13 protein-coding genes and 1 tRNA gene are annotated in these 17,924 nt (G+C 54.4%); 5 read left to right on the top strand and 9 right to left on the bottom strand.

Annotation, left to right across the window (positions count from 1 at the left end; translation table 11 throughout):
• Positions 1–46: 46 nt before the first annotated feature.
• The gene (locus tag LG198_RS09090) at positions 47–595 is read left to right on the top strand and encodes a M15 family metallopeptidase (RefSeq protein ID WP_230342855.1); all 549 of its coding nucleotides are present in this window, start codon (positions 47–49) and stop codon (positions 593–595) included.
• A 221-nt stretch (positions 596–816) separates the two neighbouring features.
• Positions 817–1,056: a DUF2171 domain-containing protein gene (locus LG198_RS09085; RefSeq protein WP_230342854.1), complete on the top strand. Its 240-nt coding sequence runs from the start codon at positions 817–819 to the stop codon at positions 1,054–1,056.
• 74 nt (positions 1,057–1,130) lie between these two features.
• Here LG198_RS09085 and LG198_RS09080 read toward each other — a convergent pair whose 3' ends face one another.
• A complete protein-coding gene (locus tag LG198_RS09080; protein ID WP_230342853.1) occupies positions 1,131–2,420 on the bottom strand; it encodes an OmpP1/FadL family transporter in 1,290 nt (429 codons plus the stop codon).
• A 165-nt stretch (positions 2,421–2,585) separates the two neighbouring features.
• On the opposite strand from LG198_RS09080, the gene LG198_RS09075 reads away from it, so the two are divergent.
• Positions 2,586–3,479 (top strand): crotonase/enoyl-CoA hydratase family protein, encoded by an 894-nt coding sequence (locus LG198_RS09075; protein WP_230342852.1) that lies wholly within the window; start codon positions 2,586–2,588, stop codon positions 3,477–3,479.
• 3 nt (positions 3,480–3,482) lie between these two features.
• Here LG198_RS09075 and LG198_RS09070 read toward each other — a convergent pair whose 3' ends face one another.
• The 4 genes from LG198_RS09070 to LG198_RS09055 all read right to left on the bottom strand — a co-directional run bounded on the left by LG198_RS09070 (position 3,483) and on the right by LG198_RS09055 (position 9,556).
• Entirely contained in the window at positions 3,483–5,615 is a 2,133-nt protein-coding gene (locus LG198_RS09070; protein WP_230342851.1) for an ATP-binding protein, read from the bottom strand.
• Positions 5,616–5,757: 142 nt separating this feature from the next.
• Positions 5,758–6,819, bottom strand: coding sequence for an HD domain-containing phosphohydrolase (locus tag LG198_RS09065; protein WP_230342850.1), 1,062 nt, complete (start codon positions 6,817–6,819; stop codon positions 5,758–5,760).
• Between the two features lie 292 nt (positions 6,820–7,111).
• Positions 7,112–8,287, bottom strand: a complete 1,176-nt coding sequence (locus LG198_RS09060; protein ID WP_230342849.1) for an MFS transporter — start codon at positions 8,285–8,287, stop codon at positions 7,112–7,114.
• A gap of 390 nt (positions 8,288–8,677) precedes the next feature.
• A complete protein-coding gene (locus LG198_RS09055; RefSeq protein WP_230342848.1) occupies positions 8,678–9,556 on the bottom strand; it encodes an alpha/beta fold hydrolase in 879 nt (292 codons plus the stop codon).
• Positions 9,557–9,672: 116 nt separating this feature from the next.
• Between LG198_RS09055 and LG198_RS09050 the strand changes: the two genes are divergently transcribed.
• Complete coding sequence (locus LG198_RS09050) at positions 9,673–10,248, top strand: CGNR zinc finger domain-containing protein (RefSeq protein WP_230342847.1); 576 nt, start codon at positions 9,673–9,675, stop codon at positions 10,246–10,248.
• 90 nt (positions 10,249–10,338) lie between these two features.
• On the opposite strand, the gene LG198_RS09045 is transcribed toward LG198_RS09050, so the two are convergent.
• A tRNA-Gly gene (locus LG198_RS09045) sits at positions 10,339–10,412 on the bottom strand.
• Between the two features lie 149 nt (positions 10,413–10,561).
• On the opposite strand from LG198_RS09045, the gene LG198_RS09040 reads away from it, so the two are divergent.
• The gene (locus LG198_RS09040) at positions 10,562–12,691 is read left to right on the top strand and encodes a TonB-dependent receptor (RefSeq protein WP_230342846.1); all 2,130 of its coding nucleotides are present in this window, start codon (positions 10,562–10,564) and stop codon (positions 12,689–12,691) included.
• Position 12,692: 1 nt separating this feature from the next.
• Here LG198_RS09040 and LG198_RS09035 read toward each other — a convergent pair whose 3' ends face one another.
• From LG198_RS09035 to LG198_RS09025, 3 genes are all read right to left on the bottom strand, one after another.
• Positions 12,693–13,640 (bottom strand): hypothetical protein, encoded by a 948-nt coding sequence (locus LG198_RS09035; protein WP_230342845.1) that lies wholly within the window; start codon positions 13,638–13,640, stop codon positions 12,693–12,695.
• 171 nt (positions 13,641–13,811) lie between these two features.
• On the bottom strand, positions 13,812–14,018 hold the full coding sequence (locus LG198_RS09030) for a CsbD family protein (RefSeq protein ID WP_226758103.1): 207 nt from the start codon (positions 14,016–14,018) through the stop codon (positions 13,812–13,814).
• A 168-nt stretch (positions 14,019–14,186) separates the two neighbouring features.
• Positions 14,187–17,720, bottom strand: coding sequence for a glycosyltransferase (locus LG198_RS09025; protein ID WP_230342844.1), 3,534 nt, complete (start codon positions 17,718–17,720; stop codon positions 14,187–14,189).
• Positions 17,721–17,924 lie beyond the last annotated feature (204 nt).

Genomic DNA, 17,924 nt, shown 5'->3' with positions numbered 1-17,924 from the left:
CTAGCCAGGATCGCTTCACTGAGTTTTGTTAGCCGCGCTTAATTTCATGGTGCATGCAGATTACCTGATACGGATTGATGCGCTGATGCGCGAGCTTGGGATTCCAAAGCATGTTGTTGTGGATAGAGATTTGCCGTTGTTCATGGAGGCAAAGGATTTGGTCGAGACTACTTCTATCGCCAAAGATGGCAGGCCATTTCTTCTTGAGCCCGGTACGGCAAATGCCTGGCATAGCATGCAACAAGCCGCGGACCATGATGGTGTCGATCTGGTGTTGCTGTCCGCATTCCGCAGTGTTGATTACCAGGCTAGGATTATTCGCCGCAAGTTGCAACAGGGACAAAGTCTCGAAGAAATATTATTGGTCAGTGCGGTGCCAGGCTATAGCGAACATCATTCAGGAAAGGCCGTGGATATTGCCACTCCGGCATCCCTGAACCTGGATGTTTCATTTGAACATACTCCAGCTTTTCAGTGGTTGTCGCAGCATGCATCCAGTCATGGGTTTGCCATGTCCTATCCCAGAAACAACAGATATGGCTATAGCTACGAGCCTTGGCATTGGTGTTTTCATGCGGTTTCGTCAAACGTGTAATTCCAACGAAAACGGCGTTGGGCCACCTTGCTGTATGTCAGCATTGTCTGCGGCAACCCGCCTTGTTCTATTTGAGTGCAAAACCGTATCAGCGCGAAAATTGACGTCAGCAGTCCTGCAGCCCTTAAGCAATTCTGACAAGGCTTTCAGCATGTTGCCTATCCTGCCGGGACAACATCATGGATAACATGAAGGCTCATTAGTTTGAAAGGAGCAATATCATGAGTCTTTCCCACGGAATCCTGCCCGGTATGCCAGTGATCTGTTCCCAGGGTGGCCGGTTTGCCACTGTGGATCATATGGAAGGCAGCAATCAGATCAAGCTCCAGAAGGATGAAAAAGGTCAGCATCACTATATCCCTGTGAGTTGGGTGACTGCCACCGATGATGCCGAGGTCACGGTAGATCGCCCGGGCGAACAAGCGATGAAGGAATGGTCTACTAGTCCCCTGCCTAACTGATAATTTTTGTAACAATAAAAAGGCGCCAAGCCTCTCGATAGGCTTGGCGCCGTTTTATTGACTGGTCCCAAACTTTAGAAGCTATGTGTCCACTGCACGCTGAGGATGTCCACCTTTGAAGCGTATTCGCCTTGTATCGCATGCCTGATCGCACCCTCGCTGCTGTGGTTGGTCCGGGCATCTTTGATGCGCAGGTAAGCGTAGCCGAAATCCAGGGTATTGGACGAATCCAGCTTCCAGCCCGCGCCGACAGCAAACCAGGTGCGGTCTGCATCCGGGATGCGCGCTGTCAGGTGCGCGGAATCAGGCACTGCGGACTGGTCGTAGGCGACCCCTGCGCGCAATGTCAGCAGCTCGCTGTAACGGTAATTGCCGCCTAAGGAAACACGGTAACTGTCATCCCACTTGTTGGTGGTGACATTGTCCGCCATTCCCTGGTTGTCGAATTGGATGCGCAGTTCCTTGAAGCGGCTCCAGTTGGTCCAGGTAACGTCTGCCAGCAGTTCCAACTTGTCATTGATCTTTTGGGCCAGGCTTAATGAGACGGTTTCCGGCAAAGAAAGATTAGCATTGATATCAGAGTCAGCCACTCTGGCGCCGAGTGCAGGAGATGCATGCCTGAAACGTGCTTCTCCGTGCAATGTGTGTTTGATATGTGAACGGTAGCTGGCCCCGAGAGTGGTGCCGTCCCATGGCTTGTATACCGCGCCCAGGTTGAAGCCCCAACTCAGGTCGTCTCCTGACATTTTGCTGTAACTGTCTGTCGTGACGAGGCCGCCAGTGATAGTGCGTGCGTCCACTGCATTGGTGAGTTCAGCCTTGACGTATTGCAAACTGATGCCGCCGCCGATCGACCATTTTTCCGAAGGCTTGAACGAAAGCGCAGGGTTGATGTTGACGGTCATGAGTTCAGACTTGAGCGCATTGTAACGCCCTACCCAGCCATCCTTGTATTCTGAGGTAAGGCCGTAAGGGACGGTGATACCCAGGCCAAACTTGAGATTCTGGCCCACATCATTTGCGAAGTAGAAATTGGGCACCAAGACCAGTGTTCCAGCATCGCCGCCATCATTGCCCTGGATGGCGGTGCCTGTCGTTGTGTTGCTGGCGCTCGCGTTTTTGAGTTTGATATTCGGCAATATTGCACTGCCGCCCAGCACGATCTGCTTGCCTGGTGGCAGCCAGGACAGGTTTGCTGGATTGAAAAACTGAACACTGGCGTCATCTGCGCGTGCCGCCATGCCGGCATAGGCATTGCCAAAGCCGGAAGCACTTTGCTCGATCAGAGCAAAGCCTGCACCTTGTGCAGATATGCTGATGCTGCCTATTCCCCACATCCATAGCCCTAGTACTCGTTTCATCATTTTTTATATCCATTGTCGACGAGGTTGTATTTATTGCGGATATTAACGGCAAAGTTTCCTGATGGTTGAATTTTTAATAATCAATCAGGCATTTACCTTGCAACACAATTGTGCTACGTCTGTACATGTAGTGCTTTTTTAACCTTCGTTATGGGGAGTTTTATTATGAATGCCGTCATTGATTTCAATCCTTTGAACACCGTCCAATTTGAGCAAGTGCGTACCCACTATGAGTCTGAGTTCGGTATTACTTGGTTGTTTATGCGGCCAAGCCCGCGGCCGTGCTTCAATCGCATTTGCATGAGCGAGTTATTGCTCAATCAAACACAAATTGAAGCATCCCACGCCAACCCGCAACATCGGCCTCAGCAGCTTACCAACTACCTGGTGCTGGCGTCGGATGTTGAAGGCATATTCAACCTTGGAGGAGACCTGGCAACCTTCAAGGAAGCGATAGAGAAACAGGAAAGGAGCAAGCTGCTCGATTATGCCCATTTGTGCATAGACAATCTATGGACCTTCTATAACATGCAGGCGCCGATCACGACTATTTCCCTGGTCAAGGGACAGGCCATGGGCGGCGGATTCGAGGCTGCCTTGTCCGCGCATGTGCTGGTGGCGGAGAAAGGTTCGCTCATGGGCTTGCCGGAAGTGCTCTTCAACCTGTTCCCCGGCATGGGGGCGATGAGCTTTCTTTCACGCCGTATCGGCTTGAACGCTGCCGAGAAGATGATTCGTTCAGGTAAGGTCTATACCGCAGAAGAGCTTTACGGCATGGGCGTGGTGGATGTATTGGCAGAGGAAGGCCAGGGTGAAAAGGCATTGCAGGATTGGGTGCGCAAGACGCATAAATCCTTGAATTCCTTCCAGGCCATCCAAAAAGCCAAGCAGCGTGTCAACCCGCTTACCAAGCAGGAGCTGCTGGATATTACGGAAATCTGGGTGGATGCCGCATTGCGTCTGACCGATCGCAACCTCAAGGTGATGGAGCGTCTGGTGCGTGCCCAGAACAGCAAGGTAGGTGAGCAGGACGAAGTAGCAGTAAAGGTGGCGGGGTGAAACCTAGCTTGAGGCAGCCTGGCGGCTGCTCAAGTAGCCATTGATGGCTTGCTTGGCTGCCTCAAATTCTTTTTCCAGTTGCTCGAACATGATGGTGCCGCGGAAACGCAGCTCCTCCGGGCTTGCTTTGTCCATGAGCTCTGCCTGCTTGCTGACGGCGATTGCGCCAACGCTCAGGCTATTGCCCTTGAGTGCATGGCAAAACTCATGCAGTTCACCATACCGCTTGGTGCTGAGGTTCTGCTTGATCAGTTTGATCAGTGCTCCACAGTCGGTGACATATTTGCTCAACAGGCGTGGTACAAACATACTGTCCTGTCCACCCAGCAGTTCAAGTTCTGACAATGTATCGCTAGACAATATGTCGTTGTTGATATTGGCAGTTTCCTGTTGCGGTACTGCATTCTTTTTTGCATAAAGCTGGGCTACCTGGCCTGAGACCGGCTCGCCTTTGAGGTTGGCAATGGTGTCAAACAACAGCTTGGTTTCAATCGGTTTGGTCAGATAAGCGTCAAATCCCGCTACTTCGGCGGCGGTCTTGGTTTCTACCGTGGCGTCGGCCGTGAACAGGATGAATTTGGTTTGCCGGTCGTCCGGCCGCAGGAATCGATACAGTTTCAGGGCGTCAATCCCATTCATGCCCGCCATATTGAGGTCGGATACCACCAGGTCGAATTGCTCAATTTCCAGCCTGTCCAGTAATTCATCGGCATTGTTGACCACTGCGACATGATGGCCGGGCAATTGCAGCAGTTTGACGATGATGGTCTGGTTGGTGACATTGTCCTCGCATACCAGAATCTTGAGCGGTTTGGTGGTGGCCTGGAGATTGCTGTCAACCGGGGCTAGTGCAACGACAGGGGCGGGTGTGCTGATTTCCAATTTGAGGTCAAACCAGAAACGGCTGCCGACATTGGATGCGCTATTCAGGTTCAGCGTGCTGCCCAATGCCTCAACCAAGCGCTTGGCAATGGTAAGCCCCAGGCCGCTGCCGCCAAATTTGCGTGTGGTGGAAATGTCTGCCTGGGTGAAACTCTCGAAAATGCGTTCACGCTGTTCAGCGGAAATGCCGATGCCGGTATCAATGACCTCGATGCGGTATACGCCGTGATTGTCTGTTGATTCCAGGGTATGTACCGCCAGCGTAACCGAGCCACGTTCGGTAAATTTGACAGCATTGCCGACGAGATTGGCGAGGATTTGCTGCAGAATGTAAGGGTCACTTTTGACGCGCACGTCATCAAGGCCAATGATTTTTTCCAGAGATATCCGTTTGTTGAGCGCCTGCCCTTTGAAAACTTCTATGGTTTGTTCCACTAGCTCGCGCAAGGAGAGCTCGGTTTCTTCCACCTGCAGTTTTTCCTGCTCGATCTTGGAAAAATCCAGCACATTGTTGAGTTGCGCCAGCAATAGCTTGGAGGAACTTTCCAGTGTACGCAGCAATTCATCCTGCTCGCTGTTGAGCTGCGTATTGCGCAACAGGGTGCTGATGCCGATGATGCCATTGAGCGGGGTGCGGATTTCATGGCTCATGTTGGCGACAAAGCGGGTTTTGGCGTGGTTGGCCACTTCGGCTTTTTGCCTGGCTTCCTCAATGCGGGTGATGAGGGTGGCGACATACAGCGGCAATGCCACCAGCATGAGCAACAGGCTGTAACCGATGGCCTGATGCTGCAACCAGAACGGGTTGACGTTGATGATATAGAGAAAACCGGCCAGGCTGAGTATCTGGGAGTGAATCAGGTATTTCTTGCCAAAGCGGAAACCATTACCAAAGGTTACCCATAGATACACCCCAACCAGGATGACGCCCATTTCCCCCGTCATGGCCATGAGCATGGTGGGCAGGCTTATATCCAGCCATGCACCGGACAACCTGCGCAGGACAGGGTGCTTTTTTGTGAACAGGATCAGCCCGAGTAACACAAAAGACAATAACTGGAATGTCAGTGTCATTGTGATTGCGAGCGGGAAGGCGTTACCCTCGGTATTTAGCCCTGCTATTTGCCGGTAGACCAGAAAGGAAAGGAATGCCATGCATAGCCAGATGCGGATCACGGCCTGCTCAAGTTCCAGCGGGTCGCAGTGCCTGCTTAGAGTCAGCCAGTATCGCCTGGCCCGCTTGAAGGGTTGCATTAGTGACATCATGCCGGTCAAGTTTTTTAAGGTTGCGAAAGCACTGCAATAGAACTGCAGTCCACGTATCGTCCTGAATGCGTGTATAGGTTGCGCTTAGATAAAGTTATATTCAAGTCCCCAATTGGGGAAATTTGCAAGCTCAGGAAGCATGGCGCTTGTGGATTTCCTCAAACAACACCCGCACATCGGGAATCAGCTTGATCAACTCCGGGTCAAAGTGCTTGCCGCTTTCTGCATGCAGGTAGTCCACCGCGCTGTTGACACTCCATGCTTCCTTGTAGGGGCGGCGGCTGGTGAGGGCGTCAAACACATCCGCGACAGCGACAATCCGGGCGGACAAAGGAATTTCCTGGCCCGACATGCCATAAGGATAGCCGGAGCCGTCGAATTTCTCATGATGGGCAAGCGCAATCTCGCTGCCTTTCTGCAGATACTTGGATGGGCTGCCTTGCAGGATCTCATAACCGATCAGCGGGTGTTCCTGCATGACCTTTTTTTCTTCCGGCGTAAATGGGCCTTGTTTCAGCAATACGCTGTCCGGGATGCCGATCTTGCCGATGTCGTGCAATGGCGCTGCCAGTTCAATCAGTTCCGCCTCCTCCTCCGGGAAGCCCAGTGCCTCGGCCAATACGCGGCTATAAAGCGCCATGCGCAGCAGGTGCTGGGCCGTATCGTAATCGCGATATTCCCCAGCGCGGGCGAGGTGCATCAGCGTTTCTTTCTCGCGCATGAGGATGTTTTCAGTGGCTTCGCGCACCATGCATTCCAGCAGGCGGCTTTTATCTTCCAATGTGAGCCTTTGCTGACGCAATGTGATGAGGTTCTTGCAGCGCGCCATGCATTCATGCATATCCACGGGCTTGGTGAGAAAATCGGTCACGCCGGCATCCAGTGCCGCATAGCGGATTTCCACGTCCTGCTTGATCGTAATCATGATAGTGGGGACGGATTGATACTGCGGCAAGCGTGTGATTTCATTGATGAAACACAGACCGTTCATGCCGGGCATTTCGTAATCTACCAGCAGCAGGTCTGCGGTATTGTCCTGCGCCCATAGCAGCGCTTCGGTTGGTGAGGAAAACTCAAAGGTCTTGATGCCGCGCCCGAGGTTCCTGACGATTTTCGACAGGATTGAGCGGCTGACAGCTTGATCATCCAGTATCAATACCTTGGCGGTATCAACGAGGTTGAAGTTCTTCATAATTACCTATGTTCTTAGTCCAGGGGGGGCTAGTCACTGCCTCTGCAAATACCTCGCCGATTTGCTTACGGCCGGTAATGCAGAAGATTTAGTCTCATTAGCATGATACAGCCTGTTGTAAAAGAGTGGAGCATAGATGAGGCTGATTAATGCCAGGCTAATATTAAATCCTGACAATATCTTGCCAGGAATTAATGATAAGGCCGTACTAAATTATAGGTGAAGGGGAATTCCCCTTCTTGTGTAAAAGCCTGTAAAAAGCGAGATGAGAACAGGAGTACGGGTGTGAACCTTAAGCCTTGGCGCGCGGAGATACCGCACGTGCGAGGAAGAACGCCAGGCCGACAAAGAACAGTACCACCAGCAGTGCATGGCGCAGGGAAAAGTGTTCACCCAAAAAGCCCAGTAAGGGCGGGCCTGCCAGAAAGGCAATATAACCTGCTGTGGCAACCACGCTGACGCGCGCTGTCGGATGACTGCCGGTATCGCCGGCGGCCGAGATGGCCAGGGGGAACCCCAGCGATGTACCCAACCCCCAGAACAGCACGGCTGCCGCTGCCACATAAGGATGGCTGGCAAAAATCACCATGCCGATGCCGGCCACCCCCAGCAAGGCACTGGCGCGTACTACGGATACTCTGCCGAAGCGCGTGAGGAAGTAATGACCGCTGAAACGGCCCAGGGCCATCATGCCGGCAAACCCTGTGTAGATCATGGAACCAATCGTGGCATTGAAGTGATGCTCATCCACCATGAGGATAGGAATCCAGTCGGTAGCGGAGCCTTCTGCCAATGCCATGCCGAGCACGATCAGACCGATGCACATCAATTGCCAGTCTTGCCACGGCTTGAATGGCTGCCCGGTTTTATTGGGCATGCCAGCCGGAGTTACGGCTTCTTTGCCGATGTCGTGCGGAATGGCTTGTAACGCCCAAAGTGTGATGGGGATTCCATACAATGTGGTCAGTCCAATATGCCAGGTGACCGGGAATTCAACACTTGCCAGGCCGATGCCGACAATCCCGCCCAGAAAGGTGCCCAGGCTGAAACCGGCATGCAACATGGCCAGCGCCGGTTTTTGTGTGATCCGTTCAACTTCGGCGCCTTCAATGTTGAGCGCGATCTCCGCTACACCGACACCTAATCCAAACAGCATGAGGCCCAGCGCCACCACTAACGTCAACGTCCAGCTTAGCCCTGCCGCCATGACGCCTAGCCCTAGCAGGAGCAGCAGCATGCCTGTACGGATCACGGGTTTTGTACCCCAATGTTGTACCAGCTTGCCCGAACTCAGGATACCCGTCATCGCACCAACGGAAATGCTGAACAGGATCAGTCCCATTTCTGCGATTGAGACTTCAAGCTGGTCCCGAATGGCCGGAGTTCGTGTGACCCAGGAAGCTACTGCCAGCCCCGTGAGCAGGAAAAACATGAATAACGCCCGGCGGCGCTGCATAGTCTGGATCATGGAAATGTGATGCAACTGAAGAGGTGTGGTTGATCTTGGCTGATGATTGGTTTTCTGAGTTCTTATGCCAAGGCAGATTGGGCATAAATTCGCTGTGCCACAGCTTGGCTTATTGGTAACAGTATATCGCGCGATGATGACAGGCGCATATCAGATGAAGGATTAGTGGCTGACTTTATTTCCTGCTGTTCTGCACCAATGTCAAATGCGGCGATCAGGCTCCGCTTTTCATTTAACCGGAGCTGTCCATTGTCGATTACTTATCAGCTACACACACAAATATTGCCAGCAAGTAATCTTGCCATCGTAGTCCACCAGCTGCGGCACATTCCCTCACAGTCGGAAGCGTTATCTGAGTAAGCAGGGTATCTATGCAGCCGATGTCGCAACTCACGCCAATATAGCGCCGAATATGGAGCGGATCCGCTGGATGATGTGGCTTGCGTGCGTTTCCAGCGCAAAATGGCCTGTGTCCAGCAGCTCCACCCGGGCGTTCGGATTGTCGCGCAGATAGGCCTCTGCTCCCGGCGGAATGAAGAACGGGTCGTGTTTACCCCAGATGACCAATGTCGGTATCTGGCGCTCGCGGAAGAACGCTTGGAACTTCGGATAGAGCTTAAGATTGTTGGCATAGTCCAGGAAGAGGTCGAGCTGAATCTCGTCATTGCCGGGACGCTGTAACAGCAGGTAATCCAACTGGTAGGACTCCGGAGCGATCAGGCTAGTATCCGGGACTCCATGCTCGTATTGCCAGCGCGTGCCTTCCAGGGTCAGTATCTTGCGGATTGCATCGCGGTTTTCCTGGCTGGGGGTTTCCCAGTAAAGGCGGATCGGATCCCAGGCATCTCCCAGCCCCTCCAGATATGCGTTGCCATTTTGGCTAATCAGGCCGGTGACCCGTTCCGGTTTGGCGAGCGCCAGGCGCAGCCCAGTCGGCGCACCATAGTCAAACACATACAGCGCATAGCGCTGCAGACCCAATGCATCGACAAAGGCCTCAAGAGTTTTGCCCAGTGCATCGAAGGTATAGGTGTAGCCACGGGTCTCTGGTACCTCGGTAAAGCCGAAGCCCGGCAGGTCAGGAGCAACCAGATGGAACTGGTCAGAGAGCTCGGCCAGGAGCTGGCGGTACATATGGGAACTGCTGGGAAAACCATGGATCAGCAACAGCGTGGGCGCCGATGGGTTGCCGGCTTCTCGGTAGAATACGTTGACGCCATCGGCTTCAACATGACGGTAGTGGACAGGGAAATTGGAGTTACTAGGCATGGCAGTGCTCCTGGTTGTGAAGATTGTAACCTTTTAAATTTAAAATTAAGGGTTACAAAATACTAGCTATGGCAAAGTAACTTGTCAATATAATTTTTAAAGGTTACATTTTGTTCATGAAGACGCCATCCATCATCGCCCAGCCATCCGCAGGGGCTCCTCTGGTCGCTGACCAATACGCCTTGGACTTATTGAATACCGTGGTGCAGGAAGCGGGATCCCCAAAGGATTATCTGTATGACGATCTAGCAACGGCACAATGGTTGTCGCGCCTGATCGGGCGTGAAGAGGTTCCCGTGGCTGGCCTGGCCGAGTGCGCACGCGAACTTCGCGAAGTCATCCGGCAAGCCGTGACAGCGCGCAAGCGCAGCGAGCCATTTAGGCCAGATGCCTTCAATGCAGTGCTCTTGCAGATGCCTTCCCGGGCCGTATTGCGGCAGGACAGAGAGGGTTGGCAGATGTATCGCCAGCCCGTGGGAGACAGCCCATGGCGTGCTCTGACTTTCCTAGGCGAGGCGGCGGCCGAGTTACTTGCAGAAGGCGACTTTGGGCTAATCAAACAATGCGAGCATCCCGAGTGCATCCTCTGGTTTTACGACCGCACCAAGTCGCATCGCCGTCGCTGGTGCAGCATGGCGCTCTGCGGCAACCGGCATAAAGTGAGCGAGTTCCGTAAGCGACAGGCCGAATGAATCCATGAGCGTTCGTCGGCCTCTTACAGATACCTTGATATGCTAGTACTGTTGTCTGTCTGGGGAAATATGTGTGGGCTATTGCAAAACTGGAGCGGGCGACGGGAATCGAACCCGCGTATCAAGCTTGGGAAGCTGGCGTTCTACCATTGAACTACGCCCGCGCAGGCGGCAATTATACCTGTTTATGTCAGCCCGGCCATGTCTCAGGTGCGACATTATGCCGCATTCTTGAAAAATGCCATCCCGATTAGAATCCTGCACTTTGTCGCATGCATCAGCATGATGCGCGGACGCTGTTTGGGAATACAACATGGTAGTCAGAATGAAAGCCCCGGTCAGGCCGGGCAGGAGAATGCAGCTTAATTGGACGGTGCTGGTATTGGCGCCATTGTTCAGTGGGCTGGCACATGCAGACCACGACCATTCGCACGTTCTGCCTGAGTTGGAGGTCAAGGCGCACGCGCATGACAGCGACAGCCAGCTCCATCAACGCATGGTCGATAGCGCAGACACTGCTAGCCTGTTGCAGGATTATGCAGGTGTATATTCCTATCAGGCAGGCGGTATTTCTGCCCTGCCCAATATCCGCGGTATGAATGACAACCGCATCCGCATCCTGGTGGACGGTGCTGAGCTCACAGCCGCTTGTGCCAACAATATGAATGCCCCGCTCACTTATATCTCGCCTGCCTCCGTTGCCAATGTCAGCGTACTCGCGGGCATTACACCGGTAAGCATGGGTGGTGACAGCATTGCCGGCACCATTACGGTGGATTCGGCCAGACCTGCTTATTCCAGCAGCGCAGATGCATGGCTGTACCAGGGCAGTTTTTCTACCATATACCGCAGCAATAACAATGGCCTGAGCACGGCGCTCAATGCCACGGCCGCGAGTGACAACCTCAGCTTCAATTTCACCAGCACCATGGACCGCGGGCAGAGTTATCAGGATGGCAATGGTCGCAAGGTGCGTGCTTCCCAGTTTGAGCGCCATATCCAGGCCTTGACGATTGGTGCCAAGGGCGAGAACGAGGATTTTGTGCTGAGGCTTAGCCATCAGGAAGTGCCGCACCAGGGCTTTCCCAATCAATACATGGATCTAGTCGGCAATACGGCAGATTCCATCAATGCGAGCTATCGCCGTCATTTCGGCTGGGGCGAACTGGACACCCGGTTTTACTGGCAGCAGGTGAGCCATGAGATGGGTTTCTTTTCATCCGAGAAAACCGGGATGATGCCGATGAAGACGCGCGGCAAGGATATGGGCTATAACATCAAGGCGACAATTCCGCTGGATGACGTGCACATCCTGCGTGTGGGCAACGATTTCCATCGCAACACACTGGATGATTACTGGCCGCCGGTGGCGGGCACCATGATGGGGCCGCGTACGTTTGTGAATATCAATGATGGCCGCCGGGACCGTTTGGGGGTTTTTGCGGAAGTTGAGTCGCAATGGAACAGCCGCTGGAGCAGCTTGCTGGGCGCGCGCGTTGACCATGTGCGCACCAGTACCGGCGAGGTGCAGTCTTATGGTTCCATGATGGGCGCAGCCGACAACGCGGCAGCAATCGCCTTCAATGCAGGAAGCCGTTCGGCACGGGACAACCATGTTGACCTTACCGCGACAGGTAAGTACGAGTTTTCCGATACCGTGGGCGTGGAGTTTGGCTATGCCCGCAAGACTCGTTCTCCCAATCTCTACGAACGATATTCCTGGGGTCAAGGTCAGATGGCACGCAACATGATCGGCTGGTTCGGTGATGCCAATGGCTATGTCGGTAATCCCGATCTCAAGCCGGAAAAGGCGAATACCATCAGCGCCACGTTAGATTGGCATGATGCGGAGAAAAAATCCTGGCAGGCTAAGGTGACCCCTTACTTTACCTATGTGCAGGATTACATCGGCGTTGAACAGGTTGGATTTGTCGCCGCTGGTAACCGTGCCAACCTGCGTTTCGATAATCAGGATGCGCGTTTCTACGGCATCGACATGGAAGGTGCAAAGCAACTCTGGCAAGGCACTGCCTTGGGCGAGGGTCGTCTGCGGGCCAATCTGGCGTGGACGCGCGGCGAGCGTACCAACGGCGATTCGCTCTACCAGATCATGCCGCTCAATGCGCGCATCAGCTTGGAGCAAAAGAAAGGCGCTTGGTCGAACGGTGTTGATGTGCAGTTTGTCGACAGCAAGACTCGCGTGGATGATGCCCGCCTTGAGCCGGAAACTGGCGGCTATACGTTGGTGGACTGGCGCAGCAGCTACCAGTGGACCAAGGCCAGGCTGGATTTCAGTGTGACTAACCTGTTTGATCGTTACTATGCGCTGCCTGTGGGTGGCGTGAACTATGCGGACTGGAAGGTTAATGGGTCGATAGGGGCAATGGGGCCGGTGGCTGGCATGGGGCGTTCAGTGAATGTTGGTTTGACGTTGGATTTCTAGTTTAGCTTGCCAGCCTGATGGTTGGGGGACGCTCCGCGCCAAACATCCTGATGTAGCGTTCACGCATGGTGGCGCTGCCGTGCATGCCGCCCTGGTGCAGGTACAGCCAGGGTTGCGTGAAATGCTGGCGGTTTTGCAGGATGCAGGCCCAGGCTGGCAGGTCATAGAGCAGGTCGAAGCTGATGCCGGTTTCTGCCACCAATTCGGCCTGCAATTCCCACAGTTCACGATATAGCGAGCCAAAACGGTAATGCGGCTGGCTGCTCAATATTGTCGGTTTCGGCTGGCCTGGCTGTGCGGCAAATACCTGTTCCAGGTAGTGTGTGTCGCCATATACCGGTGTAGTGACCACTTCAATATCTTGTTGCATGGCAGCAGCTAAATGACGGGCGCTAATACCCGTGCCAGAGGGCAGGAATACCTGATGCAGCCCCAATGTATTGCAAGCCTCGCTGGTTTCCCGGCCCATGAATTCAAAGCCATGGCCGGCATGTAGGCTGTTGCCGCCCTCGCCAAATATCCATTCGTCTTCGCCCGGCACAAACTCTTGATGTGTCATGCGCCGATAAAGCGCACTGTCGATATGCATGTGCATGCCATGTTTTAATGCCATGGCGAGATTGCCTTTAGGTTTTGCCTTTAGCTCGTCTGCAAGGTATGGCAATACATAATGAAACTCCGTGCCCATGAGTTGTGCGAGTGCACTCAAGGCCAGCATGGCATTGGATTGCGCCGAGCCATAACTCCAGATGCGCTTAATCGGCGGCAGGGATGCAAGGTTCTCCAGATAGTAAGCCAGCTTGTAGAGTTTGTTGCCCTCGATGGCGTTGAAATATTCCGCTGGAATGGCGGGACAGAATGAAGGCGCAGGCACGGTCTTGACGATGCGGTTGCCGGACAGGGTCGCAGGCGACAACAGGCTGGACTCAATGCGCAGCGTGAAGTCCATTCCGGAAAAACTGCATTGGATGTAGCTGAAGCTAGGCAAGGGCATGCTGGGGACTCAGAAATTTTTCATGATCATACTTAAGCAAAACCCAGACCATCAACAAGAAAAAACCGGCCAAAGGGCCGGTAAAAAGGGAGTACTACTGGAGGAGAATCAAATCACACTATTTGACTAGTGTTTGGTACAGCTCTTATTGAAGGACTCGATCTGCTTTTCGGCTTCTTCCTTCGAAATGCCGTAAAGTTCCTGCAATTTGCCGGACAGCATTTCGCGGTTGCCCTTGATCTGCTCGAACTGGTCGTCTGTGAGCTTGCCCCATTGCTGGCGCACCTTGCCCTTGAGTTGCTTCCAGTTGCCTTCTACTTGATCCCAATTCATGGTGTGCTCCTTTTGTAAGTAGTTCAGTAGGAAAATCGCATTGCGATTAATCTGGGAACAATAGTAGATGCTGCATGGAATAGCCGCAGTCAGGGCGAGGATGAATTGGCTGTCAGTATTGACTGACAGCCAGACCAGATGCGGGATTTAATGAACTCAAAAGCCCGGTTAGTTGCTGTCCGGTAGCCAGGCACGGTGCCAGCAATGCAGATGCTCGCCTTCCAGCATCCAGTTCGCCAGCACCGCATTGCGCAGTTCATCGCCAGTTCTGGCGGTGGCATCCAGGTCTGCAAGATGCATGCGGATCGCATCCACCCAGTCGCGGAAGCGGTTCTTGACGCGGGTGACCGGCAGGTCATCCTCCTGATAGCAACGCACATCGCTGCAGATGACCGGGAAGCCGCAGGCTCCATATTCCAGCAGGCGCAGGTTGCTTTTGCACTCGTTGAACAGGTTCTGCTCGACGGGTGCCAGGGCAAGATCCAGGTTCAGGCCGGCCAGGACTTTAGGGTATTGGTCGATGGCAACACCGGCATGGAATTCGTGCACATAGGGCCGCAGTTTTTCCGGGCACATGCCAAAGAACACCCATTCCACTTCGTCGGCCAGCTCCTTGATGACATCTACAATCAGCTCCAGGTCGCCCGTATGGCTATTGCCCCCAGCCCAGCCGACGCGTGGCTTTGCTGCAGTACGGCGATGGCTCTGCAAGTCTTTCCACCAGGCGACCGGCAGGCGGTTCTTGACGACGCGGATATCGGCATGCAGCCCGGCAAAAGCTTCTGCCAATGCCGGGGTGGACACCACAAAACGGTCCACAAAGCTGAGCCCTTGGCGCAGGATTTTGATGATGTCCTTGGGCATGCGCTGGCGGTAAATGCTCTTCATGGGCAGGTTGGGTATGTAGTCATCCAGTTCATATACCTTGAATGCCTGTGAAAAAGCCTTGATGCTGCGCATGGCCTCAACACGTTCTTCAGTGGTTTGCCGTTGCAGCACGATCGCGTCAGGCTTATATCGTTCCAGGTCGGCAGGCGACAATAAGTTGGCGGATATCGTGCCGTCAACCAATGCAGCTTCGCGCATGGCGGCAAATGGCTGGATGATCCGGTAATGGCCGCATCCGTATGGGTCGGCATTGTGCGCCAGGATAACCGGCAACGGTCGCCAGGCTTGCAGTGGGCGCCAGGCCAGTTGCGGTTCTGCCAGCTTGAAGCCCTGCTCGGCTTGCAGCGAGAAACCCGGGTTGTAAGCCGGGTCGCGCGCAAGCACCGGCAGCCAGCGGGCATACATGGCATCTTCTTCCCCGGTGCTTGCGGTGGTGGCCGGTGGCATGTCCATCAGCAGTTGCGCTCGCGGTGTCCAGACATTGAGGAAACCGGCCTGTTGTAGTTTCAGGCACAGGTCGACATCAACCCAGCGCGATAGCAAAGGGTCTTCGTCAAAGCCACCCGCTTCCAGGAACAAGTCCCGCCGCAGCATCAGGCATTCACCGCTGATGGCAGAGTAATCCTGGTCTAACTGCAAGCGCTGCATATAGCCGTTATCGTCGTGGGCCAGCCCTTCAAAAGCGCGCCCTGCCGGGCCGTTGAGGCCGAGCAGCAGTCCGGCATGGCGTATTTTCCCGTCGGCGGAAAGCAGTTTGCCGCTTACAGCCCCCACTTCGGGGCGCAACCCATGGTTGAGCAGTTGCTGCAGCCAGTCTTTGCGCAGAATCCCTGCGCCATCGCCCAGCCAGAGCAGGAAGTCTCCCCGCGCCTGCTGCGCTGCCTGGTTGCACAATGCCTCACGCGAAAGGTTATTGGCGAAATGCAGCACGCGCAGTTGCGCGACACCCATTGCCTCAATCCCGGCCAGCCAGGTGCGGATGTCCGCTGCCTGGTTGCCATGATCCAGCAGCAGCACTTCGTAATTGGGATAGCTTGTGTTTTCCAGCAAGGTTTCCAGGCAGCGCTGAATTTGCGGCAACCGGTGCTTGGCTACAATCAGGATGCTGACCGCAGGCTGTTGCGGATGTCCGTAATTGATCTCATAGCATCGAGGCAGGTGGCTGGCGATTTCAGGATGTTCATAGCCGCGGGCCTGCAAATGGCGCTGGATGACTGCCTGCTCCTCGGGTTTATCCTGCAAGCTTAATGTGTTGCCTGTCAGCAGCGGTTCGCTAATGTGGCCGATGCAGCCCAGCCCTTGCTGTTCGATCAGGCGTAACTGGTATTCCAGCTCAAAAGCCTGACCAAATTCTTCGGAAAACCCGCCCTGCTCCAGCAATGCCGTCCGGCGGAACAGCCAATGTGAAGACATGCTGGCCGGGAAACTGAGCAGCAAGTCGAGGTTGAGGTCTGGCCGCAGCATCAGGCCGAGCTCATCATCTTCCAGGCGGATGATTTCATCGGCGTAGGCCGCTTGGCAGGTCTCTGGCAGCGTGGGCAAATCCAGGGCGGCAACCAGCAGGCCGCTGTGCATGAATTCCGCGCCGGCTTGCACCAGCAAGATCCATTCGGCCCGTAAATCGGTCAGGCTTTGATTCAATGCTGGAGCGACGCCAGACCCGGGGTCGAAGGTCACAACCCTGGCCTGGTTTGCCGCAATGGGTAGCGCAGATGGCGAAAACACTAGCACATCCAGGTTGCGGTAGAGATTGGGCTGCTCCAGGGTTTGCAACGTGCGTCCGACTGCATCGGCATCGCCTTTAACATCGATCAGCACGACCGCAATGCGCGGGCCGCCGTCCTGTTGCGCCATTCGCTGCTCGATCAGCTTTTGCTGCACCGGCGTCGGCCGCCGCGAGGCAATCCAGTTAGCCAGGGAAACGCTGCCCAGTTTCGCCGCGCGCTGCAAGGCTGCCAACAGGTTCATCGGCTTAAACACCCGCGCCTTCAGGCGCGTGATCGGCGCGACATTGACGAAACGACTGTCGCCAGAGGCGCGATACCAGCCAAGATCGCGAACCCCTTGGCGGAAATCAGCATGGCCTTTGTCGCCGATGCCAGCCTGGTCGCGGCCAACCTGGCTGAATTGTGTGCTGGAGACGCGAAACTTGGTCAACGGCCTGGCAAGAAAAGCCAAATTGCCGCGCTGCAGCAGCTTGGCATACAGCGCCAAGTCGCCAACCCAATGGATGACCTTGCCGTTGAGCGACATCAGTTCGTCGGCAATCTCCAGCAGGTCGCTGCGCCGCGCCAGGATGCAACTCGGCTCTCCAATGAAATTGATCGTGTGGTCGCCGAGAAACGAGACCAGCTCCTTGCCGTTGATGACCACATCGCCGGAAAACGGGAAGCAGGTATGGAGAATATCCGGCAACGGCTCGCCGTCGTCGTCGATCCGCTGGCGGCGTGAAGAAGCCAGGGCAATGCCCTGCTCATTTTCCATGGCCGCTACCAGCTCGGTGATACAGTCGGGTTCCAGCACATCGTCGTCATGCAAGAGCTTGATGTACTTGCCTTGGGCTAGTTTGATGCCCTTGACTGTGCTGACGAGTTCTCCAAAGTGCCCGCCATTCTTGTAATAACGTATGAGTACGTTTGTACTGTCTTTCTTCTGCGCAACCAGCTCGGCGATGCGCCCGTTATCACTGTCGTCGCAGATGATTAGCTCCAGCATCGGATAAGTCTGGTCCAGTACCCTATCCAGCGTTTGTGCCAGATATTGGTGCTTGTATGCTGGCATGACGATGCTGACTAGCGGGAGTTCACCTGCCATTCCTTGGGCCTTTTTGAGTGTTGAGCGAGACTAGGTTAAAGAGTATACGTTGGGCAAGTGCTGGTCTAATGCCGGAATAATGGCGATAAAGGTCGGTTAATATTTGAATTGCAGACCATTGGAATGGAGGTTGCAGTGGCGTGCGTTAACCCACATATTCACATATCCATGCAGGCATTAATAAGCAAAAGATGAAAAACCAGG

The organism is Methylobacillus arboreus, from assembly GCF_020532725.1.
GTDB lineage: Bacteria > Pseudomonadota > Gammaproteobacteria > Burkholderiales > Methylophilaceae > Methylobacillus > Methylobacillus arboreus.
The sequence above is the reverse complement of the archived record's forward strand: the minus strand, read 5'-3'. Positions and strand labels throughout refer to the sequence as shown.

Excerpts from the sequence above, each read along its gene's own strand:
- LG198_RS09090 (WP_230342855.1), top strand. The coding sequence starts at position 47 with ATGGTGCATGCAGATTACCTGATACGGATTGATGCGCTGATGCGCGAG.
- LG198_RS09085 (WP_230342854.1), top strand. The coding sequence starts at position 817 with ATGAGTCTTTCCCACGGAATCCTGCCCGGTATGCCAGTGATCTGTTCC.
- LG198_RS09080 (WP_230342853.1), bottom strand. The coding sequence starts at position 2,420 with ATGATGAAACGAGTACTAGGGCTATGGATGTGGGGAATAGGCAGCATC.
- LG198_RS09075 (WP_230342852.1), top strand. The coding sequence starts at position 2,586 with ATGAATGCCGTCATTGATTTCAATCCTTTGAACACCGTCCAATTTGAG.
- LG198_RS09070 (WP_230342851.1), bottom strand. The coding sequence starts at position 5,615 with ATGCAACCCTTCAAGCGGGCCAGGCGATACTGGCTGACTCTAAGCAGG.
- LG198_RS09065 (WP_230342850.1), bottom strand. The coding sequence starts at position 6,819 with ATGAAGAACTTCAACCTCGTTGATACCGCCAAGGTATTGATACTGGAT.
- LG198_RS09060 (WP_230342849.1), bottom strand. The coding sequence starts at position 8,287 with ATGATCCAGACTATGCAGCGCCGCCGGGCGTTATTCATGTTTTTCCTG.
- LG198_RS09055 (WP_230342848.1), bottom strand. The coding sequence starts at position 9,556 with ATGCCTAGTAACTCCAATTTCCCTGTCCACTACCGTCATGTTGAAGCC.
- LG198_RS09050 (WP_230342847.1), top strand. The coding sequence starts at position 9,673 with ATGAAGACGCCATCCATCATCGCCCAGCCATCCGCAGGGGCTCCTCTG.
- LG198_RS09040 (WP_230342846.1), top strand. The coding sequence starts at position 10,562 with ATGGTAGTCAGAATGAAAGCCCCGGTCAGGCCGGGCAGGAGAATGCAG.
- LG198_RS09035 (WP_230342845.1), bottom strand. The coding sequence starts at position 13,640 with ATGGACTTCACGCTGCGCATTGAGTCCAGCCTGTTGTCGCCTGCGACC.
- LG198_RS09030 (WP_226758103.1), bottom strand. The coding sequence starts at position 14,018 with ATGAATTGGGATCAAGTAGAAGGCAACTGGAAGCAACTCAAGGGCAAG.
- LG198_RS09025 (WP_230342844.1), bottom strand. The coding sequence starts at position 17,720 with ATGGCAGGTGAACTCCCGCTAGTCAGCATCGTCATGCCAGCATACAAG.